Annotated in this window: 16 protein-coding genes; 3 read left to right on the top strand and 13 right to left on the bottom strand. The window is 64.6% G+C overall.

Features of this window, described 5'->3' with window-relative positions:
• Positions 1–56: 56 nt before the first annotated feature.
• Positions 57–1,178 (top strand): DUF2336 domain-containing protein, encoded by a 1,122-nt coding sequence (locus tag J2X35_RS07140; RefSeq protein WP_310183311.1) that lies wholly within the window; start codon positions 57–59, stop codon positions 1,176–1,178.
• Positions 1,179–1,184: 6 nt separating this feature from the next.
• Here J2X35_RS07140 and J2X35_RS07135 read toward each other — a convergent pair whose 3' ends face one another.
• From J2X35_RS07135 to J2X35_RS07075, 13 genes are all read right to left on the bottom strand, one after another.
• On the bottom strand, positions 1,185–3,230 hold the full coding sequence (locus tag J2X35_RS07135; RefSeq protein ID WP_310183310.1) for an FUSC family protein: 2,046 nt from the start codon (positions 3,228–3,230) through the stop codon (positions 1,185–1,187).
• 60 nt (positions 3,231–3,290) lie between these two features.
• Complete coding sequence (gene parE / locus J2X35_RS07130; RefSeq protein ID WP_310183308.1) at positions 3,291–5,357, bottom strand: DNA topoisomerase IV subunit B; 2,067 nt, start codon at positions 5,355–5,357, stop codon at positions 3,291–3,293.
• 148 nt (positions 5,358–5,505) lie between these two features.
• Complete coding sequence (locus tag J2X35_RS07125; protein ID WP_310183307.1) at positions 5,506–6,390, bottom strand: DMT family transporter; 885 nt, start codon at positions 6,388–6,390, stop codon at positions 5,506–5,508.
• Positions 6,391–6,486: 96 nt separating this feature from the next.
• Positions 6,487–7,488, bottom strand: coding sequence for a N(2)-acetyl-L-2,4-diaminobutanoate deacetylase DoeB (gene doeB, locus J2X35_RS07120; protein ID WP_310183305.1), 1,002 nt, complete (start codon positions 7,486–7,488; stop codon positions 6,487–6,489).
• A 2-nt stretch (positions 7,489–7,490) separates the two neighbouring features.
• Complete coding sequence (gene doeA / locus J2X35_RS07115; protein ID WP_310183302.1) at positions 7,491–8,669, bottom strand: ectoine hydrolase DoeA; 1,179 nt, start codon at positions 8,667–8,669, stop codon at positions 7,491–7,493.
• 37 nt (positions 8,670–8,706) lie between these two features.
• Entirely contained in the window at positions 8,707–9,699 is a 993-nt protein-coding gene (gene eutC, locus J2X35_RS07110) for an ectoine utilization protein EutC (RefSeq protein WP_310183300.1), read from the bottom strand.
• Positions 9,696–10,709, bottom strand: a complete 1,014-nt coding sequence (gene eutB, locus J2X35_RS07105; protein ID WP_310183297.1) for a hydroxyectoine utilization dehydratase EutB — start codon at positions 10,707–10,709, stop codon at positions 9,696–9,698. The genes eutC and eutB overlap by 4 nt, the downstream gene beginning before the upstream one ends.
• A complete protein-coding gene (gene eutA, locus J2X35_RS07100) occupies positions 10,700–11,497 on the bottom strand; it encodes an ectoine utilization protein EutA (RefSeq protein WP_405023187.1) in 798 nt (265 codons plus the stop codon). Before eutA ends, eutB begins: the two co-directional genes overlap by 10 nt.
• Positions 11,494–12,153: an ectoine/hydroxyectoine ABC transporter permease subunit EhuD gene (gene ehuD, locus J2X35_RS07095; protein WP_310183294.1), complete on the bottom strand. Its 660-nt coding sequence runs from the start codon at positions 12,151–12,153 to the stop codon at positions 11,494–11,496. The genes eutA and ehuD overlap by 4 nt, the downstream gene beginning before the upstream one ends.
• Before the next feature lie 35 nt (positions 12,154–12,188).
• On the bottom strand, positions 12,189–12,848 hold the full coding sequence (gene ehuC, locus J2X35_RS07090) for an ectoine/hydroxyectoine ABC transporter permease subunit EhuC (RefSeq protein ID WP_310183290.1): 660 nt from the start codon (positions 12,846–12,848) through the stop codon (positions 12,189–12,191).
• A 198-nt stretch (positions 12,849–13,046) separates the two neighbouring features.
• On the bottom strand, positions 13,047–13,898 hold the full coding sequence (gene ehuB / locus J2X35_RS07085; RefSeq protein ID WP_310183287.1) for an ectoine/hydroxyectoine ABC transporter substrate-binding protein EhuB: 852 nt from the start codon (positions 13,896–13,898) through the stop codon (positions 13,047–13,049).
• 64 nt (positions 13,899–13,962) lie between these two features.
• A complete protein-coding gene (gene ehuA, locus J2X35_RS07080; protein WP_310183285.1) occupies positions 13,963–14,748 on the bottom strand; it encodes an ectoine/hydroxyectoine ABC transporter ATP-binding protein EhuA in 786 nt (261 codons plus the stop codon).
• A 111-nt stretch (positions 14,749–14,859) separates the two neighbouring features.
• Entirely contained in the window at positions 14,860–16,245 is a 1,386-nt protein-coding gene (locus tag J2X35_RS07075) for a PLP-dependent aminotransferase family protein (protein WP_310183283.1), read from the bottom strand.
• A gap of 90 nt (positions 16,246–16,335) precedes the next feature.
• Between J2X35_RS07075 and J2X35_RS07070 the strand changes: the two genes are divergently transcribed.
• Both J2X35_RS07070 and J2X35_RS07065 read left to right on the top strand, forming a co-directional pair.
• Entirely contained in the window at positions 16,336–16,824 is a 489-nt protein-coding gene (locus J2X35_RS07070; RefSeq protein ID WP_310183281.1) for an Lrp/AsnC family transcriptional regulator, read from the top strand.
• 113 nt (positions 16,825–16,937) lie between these two features.
• Entirely contained in the window at positions 16,938–18,431 is a 1,494-nt protein-coding gene (locus J2X35_RS07065) for an NAD-dependent succinate-semialdehyde dehydrogenase (RefSeq protein ID WP_310183278.1), read from the top strand.
• Positions 18,432–18,446: the final 15 nt, after the last annotated feature.

The raw sequence follows: 18,446 nt of genomic DNA, 5'->3' as shown, positions 1-18,446 counted from the left end.
TCTGCCTAGGGTTTCGGCAGGGCTGGAACCATTCCGGCCAGGGGCGATCGGGCGGCATGGTTGTTTCGCATTTCCTGAAATGGATCCACACGGCAAAAGTCTCGGAGCGGGTGGCCGCGGCCGCGGCGCTGGCGCGCGCCTACATCGACAGAGATCTGCCTTTCGACGACCGCTGCGCGGCGGAAGCGGCGCTGACCCTGCTGCTTGACGATCCTTCGTCCAAGGTGCGGCAGGCGATGGCGGAGGTGCTCTCCATGAGCCATCATGCACCGCCGCAGATCATCAGCGCGCTCGCCTCCGACCAGCCGGAGGTTTCCGGCGCGGTGCTGGTGCGCTCTCCGCTGTTGTCCGACGCCGATCTCATCGACCGGGTCGCTGGTGGCCAGAAGGCCATCCAGGCGCTGATCGCCGATCGGCCAGCGGTTTCCATGGCCCTGGCGGCTGCCATCGCCGAGGTCGGCGAGGCGGAGGCCTGCAAGGTCCTGCTTTCCAACAGCGGCGCCCATGTCGCCTCCCTCAGCTTTCGGCGTATGGCCGAGCGTTTCGGCCATCTGCCTGCCGTACGCGAGGCGCTGATCGGCGACAGCCGGTTGCCTGCGGACTGCCGCCATATGCTGTTGGTGAAGCTGGGCGAAGCGCTGCAGGGATCGCCGTTCGTGCTGGCGCTGATCGGTCAGGCACGGGCCGCGAAGGTTACGCGGGACGCCTGCGTCAAGGCCTCGCTGACACTGATCGAAAGCACGCGCGCGGTGGAGCATGCCGCGCTGATCGAGCATCTGCGGTTGCGCGGCGACCTGACGGCTTCGTTCCTCATTCGCACCGTGGCGCATGGCAAGGTGGATTTCTTCGGTTCGGCGCTTGTCGCCTTGACACAGCAATCCGAGCCACGGGTGAGGGCGCTGCTCGCGGGCGGTCAGGACGTGGCGCTGCAGGCGCTGTTCCGTGCCGCGGGCCTTGCCCAGGCAACCCATGGAATCCTCATCCGCGCCATGAAAATCTGGCGGGAGGTCGCCAACGGCAAGCGCGTCGCCGGTGTGCAGGAGGTCAGCTGGCTGATGCTGAAGGAACTGGGTGGCCAGCAGGCTGAGGGCGATCTGGCCGTGCTGGTGAAATCGATCCATCTCGAAGCCCTGCGGGAAAATGCCCGCGACCATGCGCTGGCGATCGCCGCTGCTTGAGAGCGATCAATGCTTCCGGTGGAAGAACGCCGGATAATCCTCGACGGCGGCGGCGATGACCCGCATCGAGGCCGCGGCGCGAAGCGCCTCGGAGGACTTTTCCGTAGCCAGTTTCGCGGAAGCGTTTCGCATCGCTTCGACCGAAGCCGCCAGGGGGTCGCTGCCTGACGTCACGATCAGGCTGCGCGCCAGCAGGCGCAGGAAATCATCGACGGGGCGGGCGATGTGGGCTGAATGTTCCGGCGCGTCCCTCAACTTCAACACTTCGAGCCCGACGGTGACGGCTGCGATGCTGCCGCCGAACAAGGCCTCACCGCGTCTGCCGGCGCGCTGTGCAAACGGCATCAGCTCGTTGATGCGGTCGTAAGAGAGGCTTTCGAACGCCGATCGCCTGGGCAGGCGGGGGTGCAGGCAAAGCCGAATCAAATCCTCGCGCAAGGCGCCGACGATGCGGGTGACGCGCTGTCGCGGATCGACTGGCAGCACGACGATGAACACGCCGATCGCCAAAAGGATGCCGACCAGCACCGACGCCGCCTGCGTCAGAAACGGCAGGGGCGCGTACGTCATCACCTGATGCGGGTTGAGGAAAACCAGGAAATTGATGGCGAAGGCGGTGGCGACGCCGACATGGCGCTGATTGGCCATGGCAAGCGCTGCCGGCACCAGAATGGGCACGACGGCGAGCGCGAACCAGCCGAAGCCCGGCAATACCGGCAGGACGAGCTGGCCAACGAGAAAGGCGAAGGGCAGAGCCAGCAGCGTTCCCTTGAAGAAGCCCCATGCGACTTCGACAGGCGCCGGGCGGGCGGCAAACAGGCTGGAGACAACGGCGACGAGGATGACGGTGCCGGTGGCCTCGGACCATTGCGTCGCCAGCCAGAATGCCCCGACCAGAAGCGTCGCGAGTCCGGCGCGGACGGCATTGCGCAGCGCTGCCTCATAGTCGCGATGGATGACAAGAGCAGGCTGCTGGCGTCGTCGGCTGCTGGTGGCGGACGGGTAGCGCAGGGCATCGAGACCGCGCATCACCTGTTTCAGGGCTTCGGCGAATTCCGCCGCTACGGTCAGCCGGGTCAGCGTGCCGACGCTGTCCGGCCCTTCGTCCGCCGAACCTTGAACGCGGGCCAGCGCGGCGGCATGGTCCAGCCGGTCGATCCAGTGCCTTGTGTCATCGAGCGTGTCGGGATTGGACGCCGCCATCTCCTCGACGATTCCTTTCAGCTCGGCGCGCACCGGCAGAAGGGCGGGGTTCTGCGGCGCCATATGGCTGTGCAGGGCGCGTGCCGCTGACAGCGCCGACAGGAGATTGCCGATGGTGCGGCGGACAGAATGCGCCCGCGTCGCCAGGCTCGGCGCTTCCAGCCTGGCATAGGCGCGCATTTCGCCAAGCGTCTGGGTGTCGGCGATAAGCTTGCGGTACGCTGCTTCGAGGGCCGCTGCTTCACCGCCGCCAAACGCGCCGCTGGCATAGGCGGCAAGGTCGCCGATGCAGCGTTTCAGCCGGGCGCTCATGGCGTCGCCGGCAAGCTGCGGCAGGATGAGCCGGCTGGTGATGCCGGCGCAGACGATGCCGAGCACGATCTCGGCGCAGCGGGCGATCGCGATATCGACGACAAGATGCGGCTGGCCGAAGACGGGCAGGGCGATGATCGTCGCGGTATAGCCGGCCAACGCCGCGCCATAGGCTTCCGGGTTGCGCAGCAGCGAGGAGACGAAGGTGCAAAGGCCGATCCACAGAACCAGCGTCGCGATGAGCAGCCAGGGTTCGGGGCCGAAAAGCTTGGTGATGCCGATGGCCGCCAGAGCACCGGCCATGGTGCCGAGCAGGCGGAAGAAGCCTTTTGCCAGCACCATGCCGGCGACCGGCTGCGCGACGATGAAAACGGTCATCATCGCCCATTGCGGGTCGTCGAGCTTCAGCGCGTAGGCGGCAAACAATGCGAACAGGCCGGCGGAGACCGTGCGCAACGCGAAAATCCAGTCGCTCGGGGTTGGCTGGATGAGGCCGGCGATGGTGTCCGCCGTATAATTTCGGATGGTCTGGATCACGTCCGTCTCCCGCGTGACCCGCAGTCTTACCCGGAAAATCCAGTGATGGAACCGCAGCGATCAGATGTCGAGAACTTCGGCCAGGGCAAACTCCGCCCGTTCCTGGATGAAGCGGAAGCGCGCTTCCGGCTTGGTGCCCATCAGCGCATCGACCGCGTCCTTGGTGCCATCCGGATCGGCCTCGTCCACATCGACCCGAAGCAGCGTGCGCTTCCTCCGGTCCATTGTCGTTTCCTTGAGCTGGGAGGCCATCATCTCGCCCAGTCCCTTGAATCGGCCGATCTCGACCTTGCCGCGCCCGGCGAATTCAGTGCGCAAAAGTTCGTCCTTGTGCGCGTCGTCGCGGGCATAGGCGACCTTGCCGCCCTGCCGTATCGAATAGAGCGGCGGCACCGCCATATAGAGATGGCCGCCCCGGATCAGGTTCGGCATTTCCTGATAGAAGAAGGTAATGAGCAGCGAGGCGATGTGAGCGCCGTCGACGTCGGCGTCGGTCATGATGATGACGCGGTCGTAACGCAGATCGTCGTCGCGGTATTTCGAGCGCGTGCCACAGCCGAGCGCCTGAATCAGGTCGGAAATCTGCTGGTTGGCGTTCAGCTTGTCGTTGCCGGCGCTGGCGACGTTGAGGATCTTGCCGCGCAGGGGCAGCACCGCCTGGCTGGCGCGGTCGCGCGCCTGCTTGGCCGAGCCGCCGGCGGAATCGCCTTCGACGATGAAGAGTTCCGCGCCGGCCGCCGCGTTCTGCGTGCAGTCGGCGAGCTTGCCGGGCAGGCGCAGCTTGCGCACGGCGCTCTTGCGGGAAACTTCCTTTTCCTGACGGCGGCGCACGCGCTCGTCGGACCGTGCGATCACCCATTCGAGCAGCTTCGAGGCTTCCTGCGGATTGTCGGCCAGCCAGTGGTCGAACGGATCGCGGATGGCGTTCTCGACGATCCGGATTGCCTCGACGGTCGCCAAGCGGTCCTTGGTCTGACCGACGAATTCCGGCTCACGGATAAAGACGGACAGCATGCCGGCGGCCGAAATCATCACGTCCTCGGACATGATGGCCGAGGCGCGCTTGTTACCGATCAGGTCGGCGTAGGCCTTGAGGCCGCGGGTCAGCACGTTGCGGAAGCCGGCTTCGTGGGTGCCGCCCTCATGCGTGGGAATCGTGTTGCAATAGGAGTTGACGAAGCCGTCGCCGCCATACCAGGTCACGGCCCATTCCAGCGAACCGTGGCCGCCCTGTTTCTCGCTCTTGCCGGCGAAGACCTCGCGGGTGACCTGGAAGTCGTCGCCAAGGCTGGCCTTGAGGTAGTCCTTGAGCCCGCCGGGGAAATGGAACTCCGCCTTTGGCGGCGTATCGTCCTTTTCGGTGAGCATCGACGGGTCGCACGACCAGCGGATGTTGACGCCGCCAAACAGGTAGGCCTTCGAGCGGGCCATGCGGTAGATGCGGGCCGGCTCGAATGCGGCATTCTTGCCGAAGATGTCCGGGTCGGGATGGAAACGGGTGCGGGTGCCGCGGCGGTTGTGCACCTCGCCGAGGGTTTCCATCGGCCCTTGCGGAATGCCGCGCGAAAAGCGCTGGCGATAAAGCTGGCGGCCGCGCGCGACCTCAACCTCGCAAAAGTCGGACAGCGCGTTGACCACCGAAACGCCGACACCGTGCAGGCCTCCGGACGTCTCATAGACCTTGCTGTCGAACTTGCCGCCGGCGTGCAGCGTGGTCATGATCACTTCCAGCGCCGACTTGTCCTTGAATTTCGGGTGCGGATCGACCGGAATGCCGCGGCCATTGTCCGTCACCGTCAGGAAACCGTCGGCGGAGAGCTCGACCTCGATGAAGGTGGCGTGCCCTGCCACCGCCTCGTCCATGGAATTGTCGATCACCTCGGCGAACAGATGGTGCAGCGCTTTCTCGTCGGTGCCGCCGATATACATGCCCGGGCGACGACGCACCGGCTCAAGTCCCTCCAATACCTCGATGTCGGCGGCGGAATAGCCTTCGCTACCGTCGCGCATGGCAGGTTTCCTGGGAGAGGCGGCGGCCTGCACCAGCGGGTCGGCCGGGCGCGAAACGGGGAGCGCGGGCTGCGCCGGCTTTTCAGAGCCGCCGAAAAGATCGTTCATGTCGTCCATATTTGCCGCAAATTCCGTCACTGCGAATCACCGCAGATACTGCCACGCTTCGGTTAACGAAGCGAACGAAACGGGTCCATATCTGTGTGGTTGCCGCTGTTTCACCCAACCATTGCGACGGCAATACGCCCTCGCCAGACAGTGTCCGTCATCCGCGCCGTGCGAACAGAATGCCGGCGATCACGATGACGCCGCCGATCGCCTGCAGGAGGCTGATCGGTTCGTTCAGCAGCATCCACGCGACGCCGGCCGCCACTACAGGCTGGATGAGGAGCGTGAGCGACGAGAAGGATGCGGGAAGCAGGGCCAATGCGTAGATGATCAGTCCCTGGCCGCAGACATGGCAGAGCCAGGCCAGCGCCAGAAGAATGGCCCATGCGTAGATCGTCGGCGGCCAGATCGTTGGCTCGAAGATGACTGTGAACGGCAGGATAAAGACTGCCGCCGAAGCGGAGGACCACAGCAGCGTCGTCAGCGTCGAGTAACGGCTGCGCAGGCGCCACAGGGCGAGGATGTAGCCGGCATAGAACGCGGCCGCGACAAGAGCGAGCGCGTCGCCGCCGACATGGCTTTGGCCGCCGGATGCCGCACCGCCATTGAGAATCGCGATACCCGCCACCGACACGGCCAGACCGATCAAGAACGTCCGTGTCACGGCGGTCCGGAACAGCAGCCAGCCGCCGAGCACGACGAAGATCGGCGCGATATTTGCGAGCAGCGTGGCGTTCGCCACCGATGTCAGATGGATGGAGACGTGCCATGTCAGAAGATCGCCGGCGAGCATCACGCCGGGCAGGGCGAGGGCAACGACATCCTTGATGCTGCCCGGCCGCTGCCGGCTGCCCGTTGCGGTGTCCGAGACTGCGCGCCAGGCGATCAAGGGCAACATGGCCAGCGCCACGCGCCACAAGGCCGTCGCCACCGGCCCGAGTTCGGACAGCCGAACGAGGATCGGCGACAGGGCGATGACGACGCCGCCGAGCACGAGCGCGCCGAGCGACAGGCCTGATGTCTGGGAGAGGGACGGGTTCATTTCAGGCCGGGGATTGGAGGTTGGCAAGCACCTATCAGCAGCGCCAGCCTCGCGTCACGACCACATGCGTCATTTCATGCGGCCAGGCGGTGCGTTCTAGTCTATCCTGGTTGCCATGACGGAAACGCAATCGCCGGCCTGCACCAGGCCGGGGAAATGCCGCGCCGCCAGAAGCCCGGAAATTGCCGCCTCGATGTCCTGCGGTGCGCCGCCGGTGCGTGCGATCGGATGGATACGGGCAACCACCTGGCCTGCTGCGACGGTTTCGCCCAGATCGACCATGGTCTCCATCAGCCCGTCGCTCTCGGCAAAGCAGAAGCAGCCGTCCGGCATGTCGAGCCATGTCGTCGGCGCGGTCTCGACGTCGCCCGCGAGGATGCCGGCATGGCGCAGCACGTTCGACACGCCGCGCCGGGCAATGCGGACGGTCTCGGCCGTCGAGCCGCCGCCGCCGCCGAGCTCGGTCGTGACGAAGACCTTCCCCATTTCCTCGGCGGCGGTGTCGTACATGCCGACCGTGTCGATTTCCAGCATCTTGACCGACCATGGCGCTGAAAACGCTTCCACCGCCGCGAAGGCCGCTTTTTCCTGAGCCTTGTCGGGTAGGACATGGGCGGCGCACCAAGGCAGGAAGTCCAGCGTCTTGCCGCCGGAATGGAAGTCGAGCACGAGGTCGGCGCGCGGCAGCAGTTCGCGCTGGAAATAGTCAGCGATCTTCTGCGTCACCGTTCCATCCGGCCGGCCCGGAAAGGAACGATTCATGTTGCCCCTGTCGATGGGCGAGGTTCGCGTCGCCGCCCTGAAAGCCGGGTAGTTCATCGCCGGCACGATGATGACCGTGCCGGAGACGTCCTTCGGTTCGAGCCGGCGCGCCAGGTCGAACAGCGCCAGCGGACCTTCATATTCGTCGCCGTGATTGGCGCCGGTCAGCAGCGCAGTCGGGCCGCTGCCGTTCTTCACCACGCAGATCGGGATCATCACCGAGCCCCACGCGGAGTCGTCGCGGCTGTAGGGCAGGCGCAGATGGCCGTGCTGGACGCCGTCCCTGTCGAAGTCGACGGTGGGGATGATCGGAGAAGGTCGCAATGACGCGGACATGATCAGTCCTTCACAACCAGCTTGCGCGGCACGTTGGCCAAGCACTCCACCCCAGTGTCGGTGATCAGGATGGATTCGGTGATCTCCAGCCCCATCGTCTCCAGCCACAGGCCGGTCATGAAATGGAAGGTCATGCCAGGCTTCAGTTCGGTCCTGTCGCCGGGACGCAGGCTCATGGTGCGTTCGCCCCAGTCCGGCGGATAAGACAGGCCGATCGGGTAGCCGGTGCGGTTGTCCTTGACGATGCCGTGCTTCTTCAGCACCGCGAAAAACGCATTGGCGATGTCCTCGCAAGTGTTGCCGGGCTTCGCTGCGGCCAGGCCGGCTTCCATGCCTTCCAGCGTGGCCTTCTCGGCGTCGAGAAAGGCCTGCGTCGGCTTGCCGAGAAACAGGGTACGCGAAAGCGGTGTATGGTAGCGGTTGTAGCAGCCGGCGATCTCGAAGAAGGTGCCTTCGCCGGATTTCATCGGCTTGTCGTCCCAGGTCAGGTGCGGCGCCGAAGCGTCCGCGCCCGATGGCAGCAGCGGCACGATCGCCGGATAATCGCCGCCGAATTCCGCTGTGCCCCGAATGCCGGCATCGTAGATCTCGGCGACGAGATCGCATTTGCGCAGGCCAACTTCCGCCTTCTCGACGATGCGGGCATGCATGGCCTCGACGATGCGCGCGGCCTTGCGCATATAGTCGATCTCGGTTGGGCTCTTGACCGCGCGCTGCCAGTTCACCAGCGCCGTCGCATCGACGAATGTCGCGTTCGGCAGATGTTTCTGCAGCGCCGCGAAGGCGGCGGCGGAGAAGTAGTAATTGTCCATCTCGACGCCGATGGTGAGCTTGTGCCAACCGCGCTCCGCGACGATCTGCGCGAGGTAGTCCATCGGGTGCCGTTCGGTGGACTGAACATAGTGGTCGGCATATGGCACGATGTTGTCATGCGCGAGATAGGCGGTGCGTTTGGCGCCGTTGGCGTCCTGTCCGCGACCGAACCAGACCGGCTCGCCATCCGGCGGCACAAGTACAGCCTGATGCACGTAGAAGGACCAGCCGTCATAGCCGGTGAGCCAGGCCATGTTGGATGGGTCCGACGAGATCAGCAGATCGACGCCTCTGGCCTCCATGGCGCGGCGGGTCTTCGCCAGTCGCTCGGCATACTCTGGGCGGGTGAATTTCAAATTGGGCTGCATTCCGTGGGTCCTGCTTGTTAGGTCGTTGGCCGAATGTTCAGCTTTCGAAGATTGTGCCGGCGCCTGCCGCTCGGCCTCGATCCCGCGCCAGCGTGGCGATTGCCGTGTCCTGCACGCCGGTACCGGTCAGATCGGCGATGGTGATGTCCTTTCTGCTCTGCCGGCCGGAGCGTTTGCCGGCGACGATCTCACCCAGTTGGGCAATGTCCGCTTCGGCCTCGAACAGGCCGGCATCGATGGCATGGTGCAGTTCGCCCAGCCGCCGCGTCTGACTGGCGTTGTCGGCGACGTAGAGGTCGGCAAGACTGATCAGGGCCGGCGCCAGTTCGTTCTTGTGCTCGGCGTCCGAGCCCATGGCCGTAATATGCTGGCCGGCTTCCGCGAAACCGGCATGGATCAGCGGCTCGGTCGACGGCGTCGTCGTGACGATGATGTCCGAGCCGGCGGCGGCCTTCGCCGGATCCGTTTCGGCGCGCACCAGGATGCCAAGCTTTTCCCGCAGTTGGCCCGCCAGCCGTTCCGCTTTGACCGCGTCGCGCGCCCAGATGCGGGCCTCGGCGATCGGGCGCACCAGCGCCAGCGCCTGGAGTTGCAGCGCTGCCTGCACGCCGGCGCCAAAGATCGCGGCAACCGAAGAGTCTTCGCGCGCGAGGTGCTTCGCAGCCACCGCGCCGGCGGCCGCCGTTCGGATGTCGGTGAGGTAGCCGTTGTCGAGTAGCAGCGCCTCGACCAGTCCGGTTTTCGAAGACAGCAGCACCATCATGCCATTAACGCTCGGCAGTCCGAGCTTCGGATTGTCGAAGAAGCCGGGGCTGATCTTGATGGCGAAACCATCGATGCCCGGCACATAGGCCGTCTTCACATCGACTTCGCCGCGATGTTCGGGAATATCGAGCCGCATGATCGGCGGCATCGCGACCGCTTCCGTCGCCAGCCTGCGGAAGGCGTTTTCTACGCAGGCGACCGCATCGAGGTCGAGCGTCACGATCTTGCGCAGGTCCGCTTCCGTAAGGATCGTCATCGACGTCATGCCGCTCGCTCCCCACCGCCAGCGCGGTCCATCTCCTCGAAACGCGTCCGCTCGCCGTTGATTACCTGCCGGTGCAGCGCCATGTCGATATTGCGGCCCGAGACCAGAGCGACGATGGGGTCGCCGGACCGCACCTTGCCAGCGAGGATCGCGGCGACGCCCACAGCGCCGGCGCCTTCCGCCACCTCGCGCTCCTGCTCGTAGAGATGCCGGATACCGGTCGCGATCTCGGCCTCGGTCAGGAGCACGACGTCGTCCAGCAGGTCGCGGCACATGGCGAAGGTGAGGCGGTTGTCTAGGCCGATGCCACCGCCGAGCGAATCCGCCAGCGTCGGCAGTTCGTCGACCAGCACCGGCCGTCCGGCATCGAGGCTGGCCTTCATCGCCGCGCCGCGCGCCATGGAGATGCCAATGACGCGCATCGCCGGATTTATGCCTTTGACGGCGGCGGCAATGCCGGAGGCAAGCCCGCCACCGGACAATTGCACCAGTACCGTTACCGCGTCTGGTACGGCCTGCATCATCTCCAGTCCGAGCGTACCTTGGCCGGCGACGATGTGCGGATGGTCGAAAGGCGGCAGCATCACCAGCCCCTGCTCGGTGACGAGACGCTCAACTTCCCGTTGCGCGTCGTCCTGGCTGTCGCCCACGATGCGCACGTCCGCACCCAGGCGCTCGATTTCCTCGACCTTGTTGCGGGGCACCAGGGCTGACATGCAGATGACTGCGCGGACGCCTTCGAGCTTAGCCGCATGGGCCAGCGCCCGGCCATGATTGCCGGTCGACGCCGCCACAACTCCATGGCGCCGGTCGTCATCGCTCAGTTGGGCGATGGCGTTGGTTGCGCCGCGCAGCTTGAAACTGCCGGTGGTCTGCCGATGCTCAAGCTTCAAATGCACCGGCACGCCGGCAACCGCGCTGAGCGAAGCCGACGGCAGGGTCGGCGTCGGCTGGATCTTCCCGGCGATGCGCGAGGCAGCCGCCCGGATATCGTCAAGCGTCACGTCCATAAGGCGCTCATCGGCAGCGTGAACAGTCGACCGAACTCGGGGCGCGCGCCATCGTCTCCGGTCAGCCGCAGGCATTGCCAGGCGGTCGCCTGGTTGCTGCTGACGACAGGCCGGCCGATTCTCGCCTCTATCCCGACGACGACAAGCGCCGTGCGCAGCGCCGTGCAGGACACGAAAAGCGCATCGGACTGTTTTGCTGTCACCTCGTGGGCCAATTCCACCAGTTCTTGGGGCGCGATCCGCGCCATTTCGCGGTCGTCGTCGAAGCCCAGGCAGGTGAACCGGTCGACCTCGAAACCGTGGCGGCTGAAATAAGCGGCCATCGGCCGGCTGGTCTCGACCGTATAGGGCGTGAGGACGCTGATGTGGCGCGCGCCGAGCGCTCTCAATCCGGCAACGCCCGCCAGTGGTGGCGTTACCACCGGCACGTCGGGCTTGGCCTGATGGATCGCCGCTTCGACTTCGGCATCGCCGATCACGACCGATGCCGAGGTGCAGGAATAACAGATCGCATCGAGCGGCTCGTCCGGCAGGATCAGCGCTGCGCCTTCGGTCAGCGAGGGCTGCATCCTGCGCAGATTTTCCGGCGTCGTCGGGTTGGCGTAGGGGATGCGCGCGACATAGACGCCGGTCTGCTCGCTTGCCACCATGCGATGGAAATCAGGTTCCGTCGTATGGTCTGTCGCCAGGATGATCAGGCCGACGCGCTTCTCGAGCGGTCGCGGATCCAGCGCCGGGCGCTTGGGATAGACATCGATCTGCGTGGTTTTGGACATGGGTGCGTTCATTCCGCGATCCGTCCGTAACGGCGTTCAAGCCAGCGAAGAATCACAACTGCGACAAGGCTGATCGCCAGGAAGAAAGCGCCGACCAGCGTGATCGGCTCGATATAGCGATAGTATGTGTTGGCGACGCTTTTCGCCTGGTTCATCAGTTCCAGCACGGTGATGGCCGAAAGCAGCGGCGTTTCCTTGAACATGGCGATGAAATAATTGGCCAGTGCCGGGATCATCGGCGGGATCGCCTGCGGCATGATGATCCGCGTCCAGGTCTGCCGGCTTGTGAGGTTGCAGGCCTTGGCAGCTTCCCACTGGCCGCGCGGCACATTGTCGATACCGGCCCGGTAGACCTCAGCCGTGTAGGTACCGTAGTGCAGGCCGAGGCCGATCACGCCGGCCACCAGCGGCGGCAGCAGGATGCCGATATCGGGCAGCACGTAGAAAATGAAATAGAGCTGCACCAGAAGCGGCGTGCCGCGAATGAATTCGGCGAAGAAGCCTACACTGCGCGCCACGATGCGGTTTTCCGAGCGGCGGCCGAGCGCGATGGCAAGCCCGACCACGGCTGCCAGAACCGAGCCCAGAAGCGTAGCGAGAATGGTAATCTTCACGCCCTGGATGAGGGTCGGCATGATCTCCCAGACAAAGGCCCAATCCCATTCCATCTACGGGGCCCACTCCATTTGCCGAATAAGGTCCATCACGTGCGCACTCCATCGAGTCCCCTTGCCATGCGGCGCTCCAGTGCGCGGATGGAAAAGGCGATAACCATGGCGAAAGCGAAGTAGAGGATGAGGATCGTCGCGAAGGGGAAGAGTGTGCTCCCGGTCTGCGAGCGCACGATGTTGGCCTGGAATGTCATGTCGGCGAGCGAGATCAGCGAAACCACGGACGTTGCCTTCAGAAGCTCGATGGCATTGTTGCCGAAAGTGGGCAGCATGATCAGCAGCGCCTGCGGCAGGATCACCTTGCGCATGCAATGCCAGCGGCTGAGGTTGAGTGCGATGCAGGCCTCATATTGCTCCTTGCCGACTGACAGGATTGCGCCGCGCACCACCTCCGCGGCATAGGCGCCGACATTGAGCCCGAGCGCCAGCACGCCGGCCTGCAGCGGCGTCAGCGTGATGCCGGCGAAGGGCAACACGAAATAGGCGAAGAACAACTGCACGAAGATGGAGGTGCCGCGGAAGAACTCGATGTAGCCGGTCGCCAGCCAGCGCAGCGGAAAGAAGCGCGAAATGCGTCCAAGCCCGGCCAGGAACGCCACGATCAGAGCCAGGATCGAGCCCATCACCGTGAGCTGTACGGTGACGAGCGCCCCTTGCAGGATCAGGCTGAGATATCCGGACCAGTCGGTCATGGGAGGTTCCAGGTTCACCTTCCCTTCTCCCTTGTGGGAGAAGGTGGTCGAGCGGAGCGAGATTGGATGAGGGGTTTTGGACGAAGTGCGATCTCGGTACTTCCAGCCCCCTCATCCGTCGCCTTGTCATCGTCCTTGCTACGCAAGTCCGGAGGCGACATCTTCTCCCACGAGGGGAGAAGGCAGGTCGAGCCAAGTCTACTTCGCCGAACAGAGCTTTTCGGTCGTGGTCGACATCGCAGCCGCGGCCGAGAAGCCATAAGGCTCGATGATCTTGGCGAACTCGCCCGATTCCTTCAGCTTGGCGAGCTCGACGTTGAAGGCGTCGCGCAGCGCCTCATCGCCCTTCTTGAAGGCGGCGCCGTCGCAATAGACCGGCGCACCCTGAACCGGCGCGATCACCTCAAGGTTCGGGTCATTGGCTTTCTTCATCAGATCGTTGATCGAAAGAACCGGCAGCGAATAGGCGTCTATGCGGCCATCCTGCACCATCTTGAGGCCGCTCTGGCCATCCGGCACGACGATGACGCGGTCGCGCGGCACGCCGGCGTTGAGCGCCAGCTTTTCCTCGGTGCCGCCGCCGGGGGCGCCGACCGTGGCAGTCTGGTCCTTGGCGACATCCTCGTAGCTCTTGAAGCCGTTAGGATTGCCCTTCTTTACCAGCATCGCTTCGGCGTCACACAGAACTGGCTCCGAGTAGGCGACGGCGGCGCAGCGCTCGGGCTTCATGAACAGGCCGGCGGTAACGACGTCATGGCGGCCGGCCTGCAGGCCGGGGATCATCGCGCCATATTCCGAGATCGAGGCGACAATGTCGTTGACTCCGAGGCGCTTGAAGACCTCGCGCGCCACGTCCGGCGCCGCGCCCGAAACCTTGCCGTCGGCGGCGACCGCCGTGTAGGGCGGCTCGTTGGCGATGGCGACGCGGGCGAAGCCCTGCGCCTTCAGCTGTTCCAGCTTCGAATTGTCCTGCGCGGAGGACGATATGGACATCAGCGCGGTGCCGGCGGCGAGCGCCGCCACTCCGGCCATGATTGCAAATTTCTTCATTGTTCCAGCTCCTCTGTAGGTCGTCCCATTATGTCGTTGCGGCTGTCAGGCCGTGGCATTGCGGTCAGACACGGTGTCCGGCGGCGATGATCTTTCGCAGGAAGGTTTGAGTCCGTTCCTGCTTGGGATTGCGGAATATCTCGTCCGGCTTGCCTTCCTCGACGATCCTGCCGCGGTCGAAGAACAGCACCCGGTCGGCGAAGTCGTGGGCGAAGCCCATTTCGTGGGTGACGAGCAGCATGGTCATGTCGGTCTCGGCTGCGAGCCTGCGCATGACGTTGAGCACTTCCTCGACCAGTTCGGGATCGAGCGCCGAGGTGACCTCGTCGAAGAGCATGATCTTGGGTGAGAGCGCCAGCGCACGGGCAATGGCGACGCGCTGCTTCTGGCCGCCGGAAAGCTGCGCCGGCATGGCTTTTGCCTTGGCAGACATGCCGACCATGTCCAGGAGCTCCATGGCGCGCTTTTCGGCCGCAGGGCGGGCAACGCCCTTGGTCAGCATAGGCGCCATCACGACATTGTCGATGACCGACATGTGCGGAAACAGGTTGAACAGCTGGAAGACCATGCCGATCTTCTGGCGCATGCGGGTCAGGTGCCGCTCGTCGGCGGGCACGGAACCCCCGTTCTTGTGCATATGGTAGAGCTGTTCGCCTTCGATCTCGATATGGCCGCCGTCGATCCGCTCCAGCGTCATCAAGATACGCAGGATGGTCGTTTTCCCCGACCCGGAAGGGCCGATCAGCGCCAGCTTCTCGCCGGGCATGACCTGCATCGACAACGCGTCCAGAACCTTGAAGGAACCGAAGCTCTTGCTGATTGCGTCGATCTTGATGATGGGCTCAGCCATCGTTTCTCCGCCGTGACGGTCAGATGCCCGAACGATGGGAAACTTACGAAATCATGTCAATTCGGAAAATAATATCAGGACAATTATTGTGATTGTCCGTATTTTCCTGAATTAGATTGCGAGCAAAAGGTGTTCGGGCTCGCCGAGCAGAAGTCGCGAGACGACGCCAAGCCCGGCGCGCAGTTCGCCCTCGGTCGTCGAACCCAGTGAAACGCGTACTGCCGATTGCCAAGGGGCGTCGGACGTACGGAAAGACAGGCCGGGCGCGATCGCCACGCCCTGGAGGCGAGCTTGGGCGACAAAGCCTTCCTCTGTCCGGTTCTCCGGCAGCGGCAACCATAGATGAAGCGCGTTGGGATGTGTCAGCACGCGTTCGGTTCCGAGCATCTCAGCGACGATGGCCTGCCGCCGCAACAGGGCATCGCGCTGCCACTCGACAAGTTCCATTGCCGTGCCGTCGGTCACCCATTTGGACGCGATCTCGGCGACAATCGGCGTTGCCATCCAGTTCGAGACGAGATGGCGATTGGCGACGGCTGCCGCGTAGCGGTCCGGCGCCGCCAGATAGCCGATGCGCAGGCCGGGCACGGTGATCTTGGTGAAGCTCGTGTAGTAGAGCGTGCGCTCGGGCGCGAAATAAGCGATCGGCGGGGCGCGGTCAGCGACTAGCGGGCCCAGCACGTCGCCCTCGATGATGGCGATGTCGTGCCTGCGGGCGACCTCGGCGAGCGCGGCGCGGCGTACCGAGTTCATCAAGGTCGCCGTCGGGTTGATCACCGAGGGCTGGACGAAAACGGCGCGAATGTCGGCGGTGCGGCACGCCTCGTCCAAAGCCTCGGGAACGATGCCCTGCGCGTCGATCTCCAGTCCCATCAGGTTGAAGCCGAGATAGGTGGCGAGCGGGATGAGCGTATGATGGCCGATGGCCTCGGTTGCGACGGTCGATCCGGGAGGCGCCACGCTCATCAGCGCGACCGTCATTGCCGCCGTGGCACCATTGGTCAGGCTGATGTTTTGCGGCGGGGCGCTGAGGCCGCAGATGTTGAGCCACTCGACGGCGATGGCGCGGTGGCGGGGGAAGACGACATTCGGCCGGAAGGACAGGGCGGAGCTCGACGGCAGGCTTTCGCTCAGCCAGAGCAGTGCCTGCTTCAGCTTCTCCAGATGCATCGGGTCGCAGACCGGCTTGAGAATAGAAAGGTCGATCACTTCGCCCAGCCGCTCGGGCAGGTAGGGCGGCTCGACCTCGCGGCGCTCCGTTTGAACAAAGCTGCCGCGGCCTATCTCGCCGGAAATCAGCCCCCGGCGGATCAATTCCTCATAGGCGCGACTGACCGTCTGCACGGATAGTTTCAGCTCATAGGCGAGCTTCCGGTGCGTCGGCAGGCGCGTGCCATTGGGCAGCCTGCCGTCATGGATGGCGCGCGCGAACTGGTCGGCAAGCGACAGGTAGGCGGGGCGCTTCAAAATGCTGGGGTCGGGCTGCCATATTGTCATGACTCATTAAAGGGCGAAATCAGTGCAATTGACAAGGAGCCAGCATCGCTCTCATGGTCGCACATGCGCAATCCTGCACAAGCCGGTACAATGAAGCTCGACGCCATCGACCTAAAAATCCTCGATGCGATCCAGCGTGACGGGCGCATCACCAAGCTTGCGCTGGCCGATAAGGTCGGCCTGTCGCCGACGCCGGCATGGCTGCGCCTGCGCAAGCTGGAAAAGGCCGGCATCGTCAGTGGCTACCGCGCCGCGCTCGACCTGCGCTCCGTCGCGCCGATCACCACCGTGCTGGTGGAGGTGACCCTGCGCAGCCATCGCCAGGCCGACTTCGACAGTTTCGAACGGGCCGTGCGCGACCTGCCGGAAATCGTCTCCTGCTGGTCGGTGGGCGGCGGCATCGACTACATGCTGAAGGTCGTCGCGCGCGACATCGACGCCTACCAGCGCCTTGTCGATGGGCTGCTGGAGCGCGAGATCGGCATCGAGCGCTATTTCACCTACATCGTCACCAGAACCGTGAAGGAGAACGAGCCGGTGTCGCTCGATGGACTGCTGCCGGAAAAAAGCGCGCAATAGACGATCTCTCTACGAACGCGGTGCCACGCAACCAGATAATCTATCCCGAACGGCCTGTTTGGACCGTCCTGCTGGCACAGCGGTCATATCATCGGTGCGTCCTGGAGGCTCCGATGAACGTACGACTGGAAGCCGTCGCGCACAGCGGCGAACTCGACCGTCTCACTGATCCGCGTCTGCTGCGCCAACTCGCCTATGTCGATGGCAAGTGGACGGCGGGAAGCCATGTCGAATCGTTTCCGGTGACAAATCCGGCCAGCGGCACGGTGATCGCCAATGTCGCCGCGCTCGACGCCCGCCAGACGGCGGCGGCCATCGACGCCGCCAGCACAGCCCTGCCGGCGTGGCGGGCCCTTCTCCCGCAACAGCGCGCGACGATCCTGCGCCGCTGGTTCGAGCTGATGCTGGCCGCAAAGGACGATCTGGCGCTGATCATGACGCTGGAGCAGGGCAAGCCGCTGGCGGAATCGCGCGGTGAGATCGATTACGCAGCCTCTTTCATCGAGTGGTATGCCGAAGAGGGCAAACGGCTGAACGCCGAGGGCGTCACCAGTCATCTGCCCGGCGCCGAGATGATGGTGCGGCGCGAGCCGGTTGGGGTCGTCGCCCTGGTCACTCCGTGGAATTTTCCCTCTGCCATGCTGACGCGAAAGGCCGCCGCGGCGCTCGCCGCCGGATGCAGCGTGGTCGCGCATCCATCGTCCGAGACCCCGCTTTCGGCACTGGCTCTGGCCGAACTCGGTGAGCGCGCCGGCCTGCCGGGAGGCGTTTTCAATGTGCTGACCGGCAGCGCAGCCGCGATCGTGGGCGAGATGTGCCGCGACTCCCGCGTGCGGGCGCTCAGCTTCACCGGCTCCACCGAAATCGGCCGCCTGGTCGCGTCGCAATGCGCACCGACGGTGAAGCGGCTGATCATGGAGCTGGGCGGCCATGCGCCGCTGATCGTCTTCGATGATGCGGAGCTCGGCCGCGCCGTCGACATCGCCATCGACGCCAAGTTCGCCACCTCCGGCCAGGATTGCCTGGCGGCGAACCGCATCTTCGTGCAGCGCGGCGTTTATGCAAAGTTCTGCGATGCCTATGCCCGGCGCATCGCGGCATTGAAGCTCGGCCACGGCCTCGACGAAAGGTCGCAGATCGGCCCGCTTATGCATGGCCGCGCCGTCGCCAAGGTAGAGCAGCAGGTGGCCGATGCGCTGGCCAAGGGCGCGCGTTGCATGGTCGGCGGCAAGCGCTCGGGGCAGGGCGAATTTTTCTTCGAGCCGACGCTTCTCGTCGATGTTCCCAACGATGCCGAGATCATGCATGACGAGACGTTCGGGCCGGTGGCGGCCGTAGCGCCGTTCGACAGCGAAGCTGAAATCATCGGCCGGGCCAATGCAACCGAGTACGGCCTTGTTGCCTATGTCGTCACCGAAAACGGCGCCCGGCAGCTGCGCTTGGCCCGCGCCCTGGACTACGGCATGGTGGCGATCAACCGCGTCAAGATCACCGGCGCGCCCATCCCTTTTGGCGGCATCAAGCAATCCGGCCTCGGCCGTGAGGGCTCGCGCTACGGCATCGAAGCCTTCACCGACCTCAAATACATCTGCCTCGACGCAGCCTGAGGCCGCGTCCACAAA

The sequence above is a fragment of the Mesorhizobium sp. BE184 genome, from assembly GCF_031457045.1.
In the GTDB taxonomy this organism is placed as follows: Bacteria; Pseudomonadota; Alphaproteobacteria; order Rhizobiales; family Rhizobiaceae; genus Mesorhizobium.
This window is presented reverse-complemented; position numbering and strand designations above follow the sequence as displayed.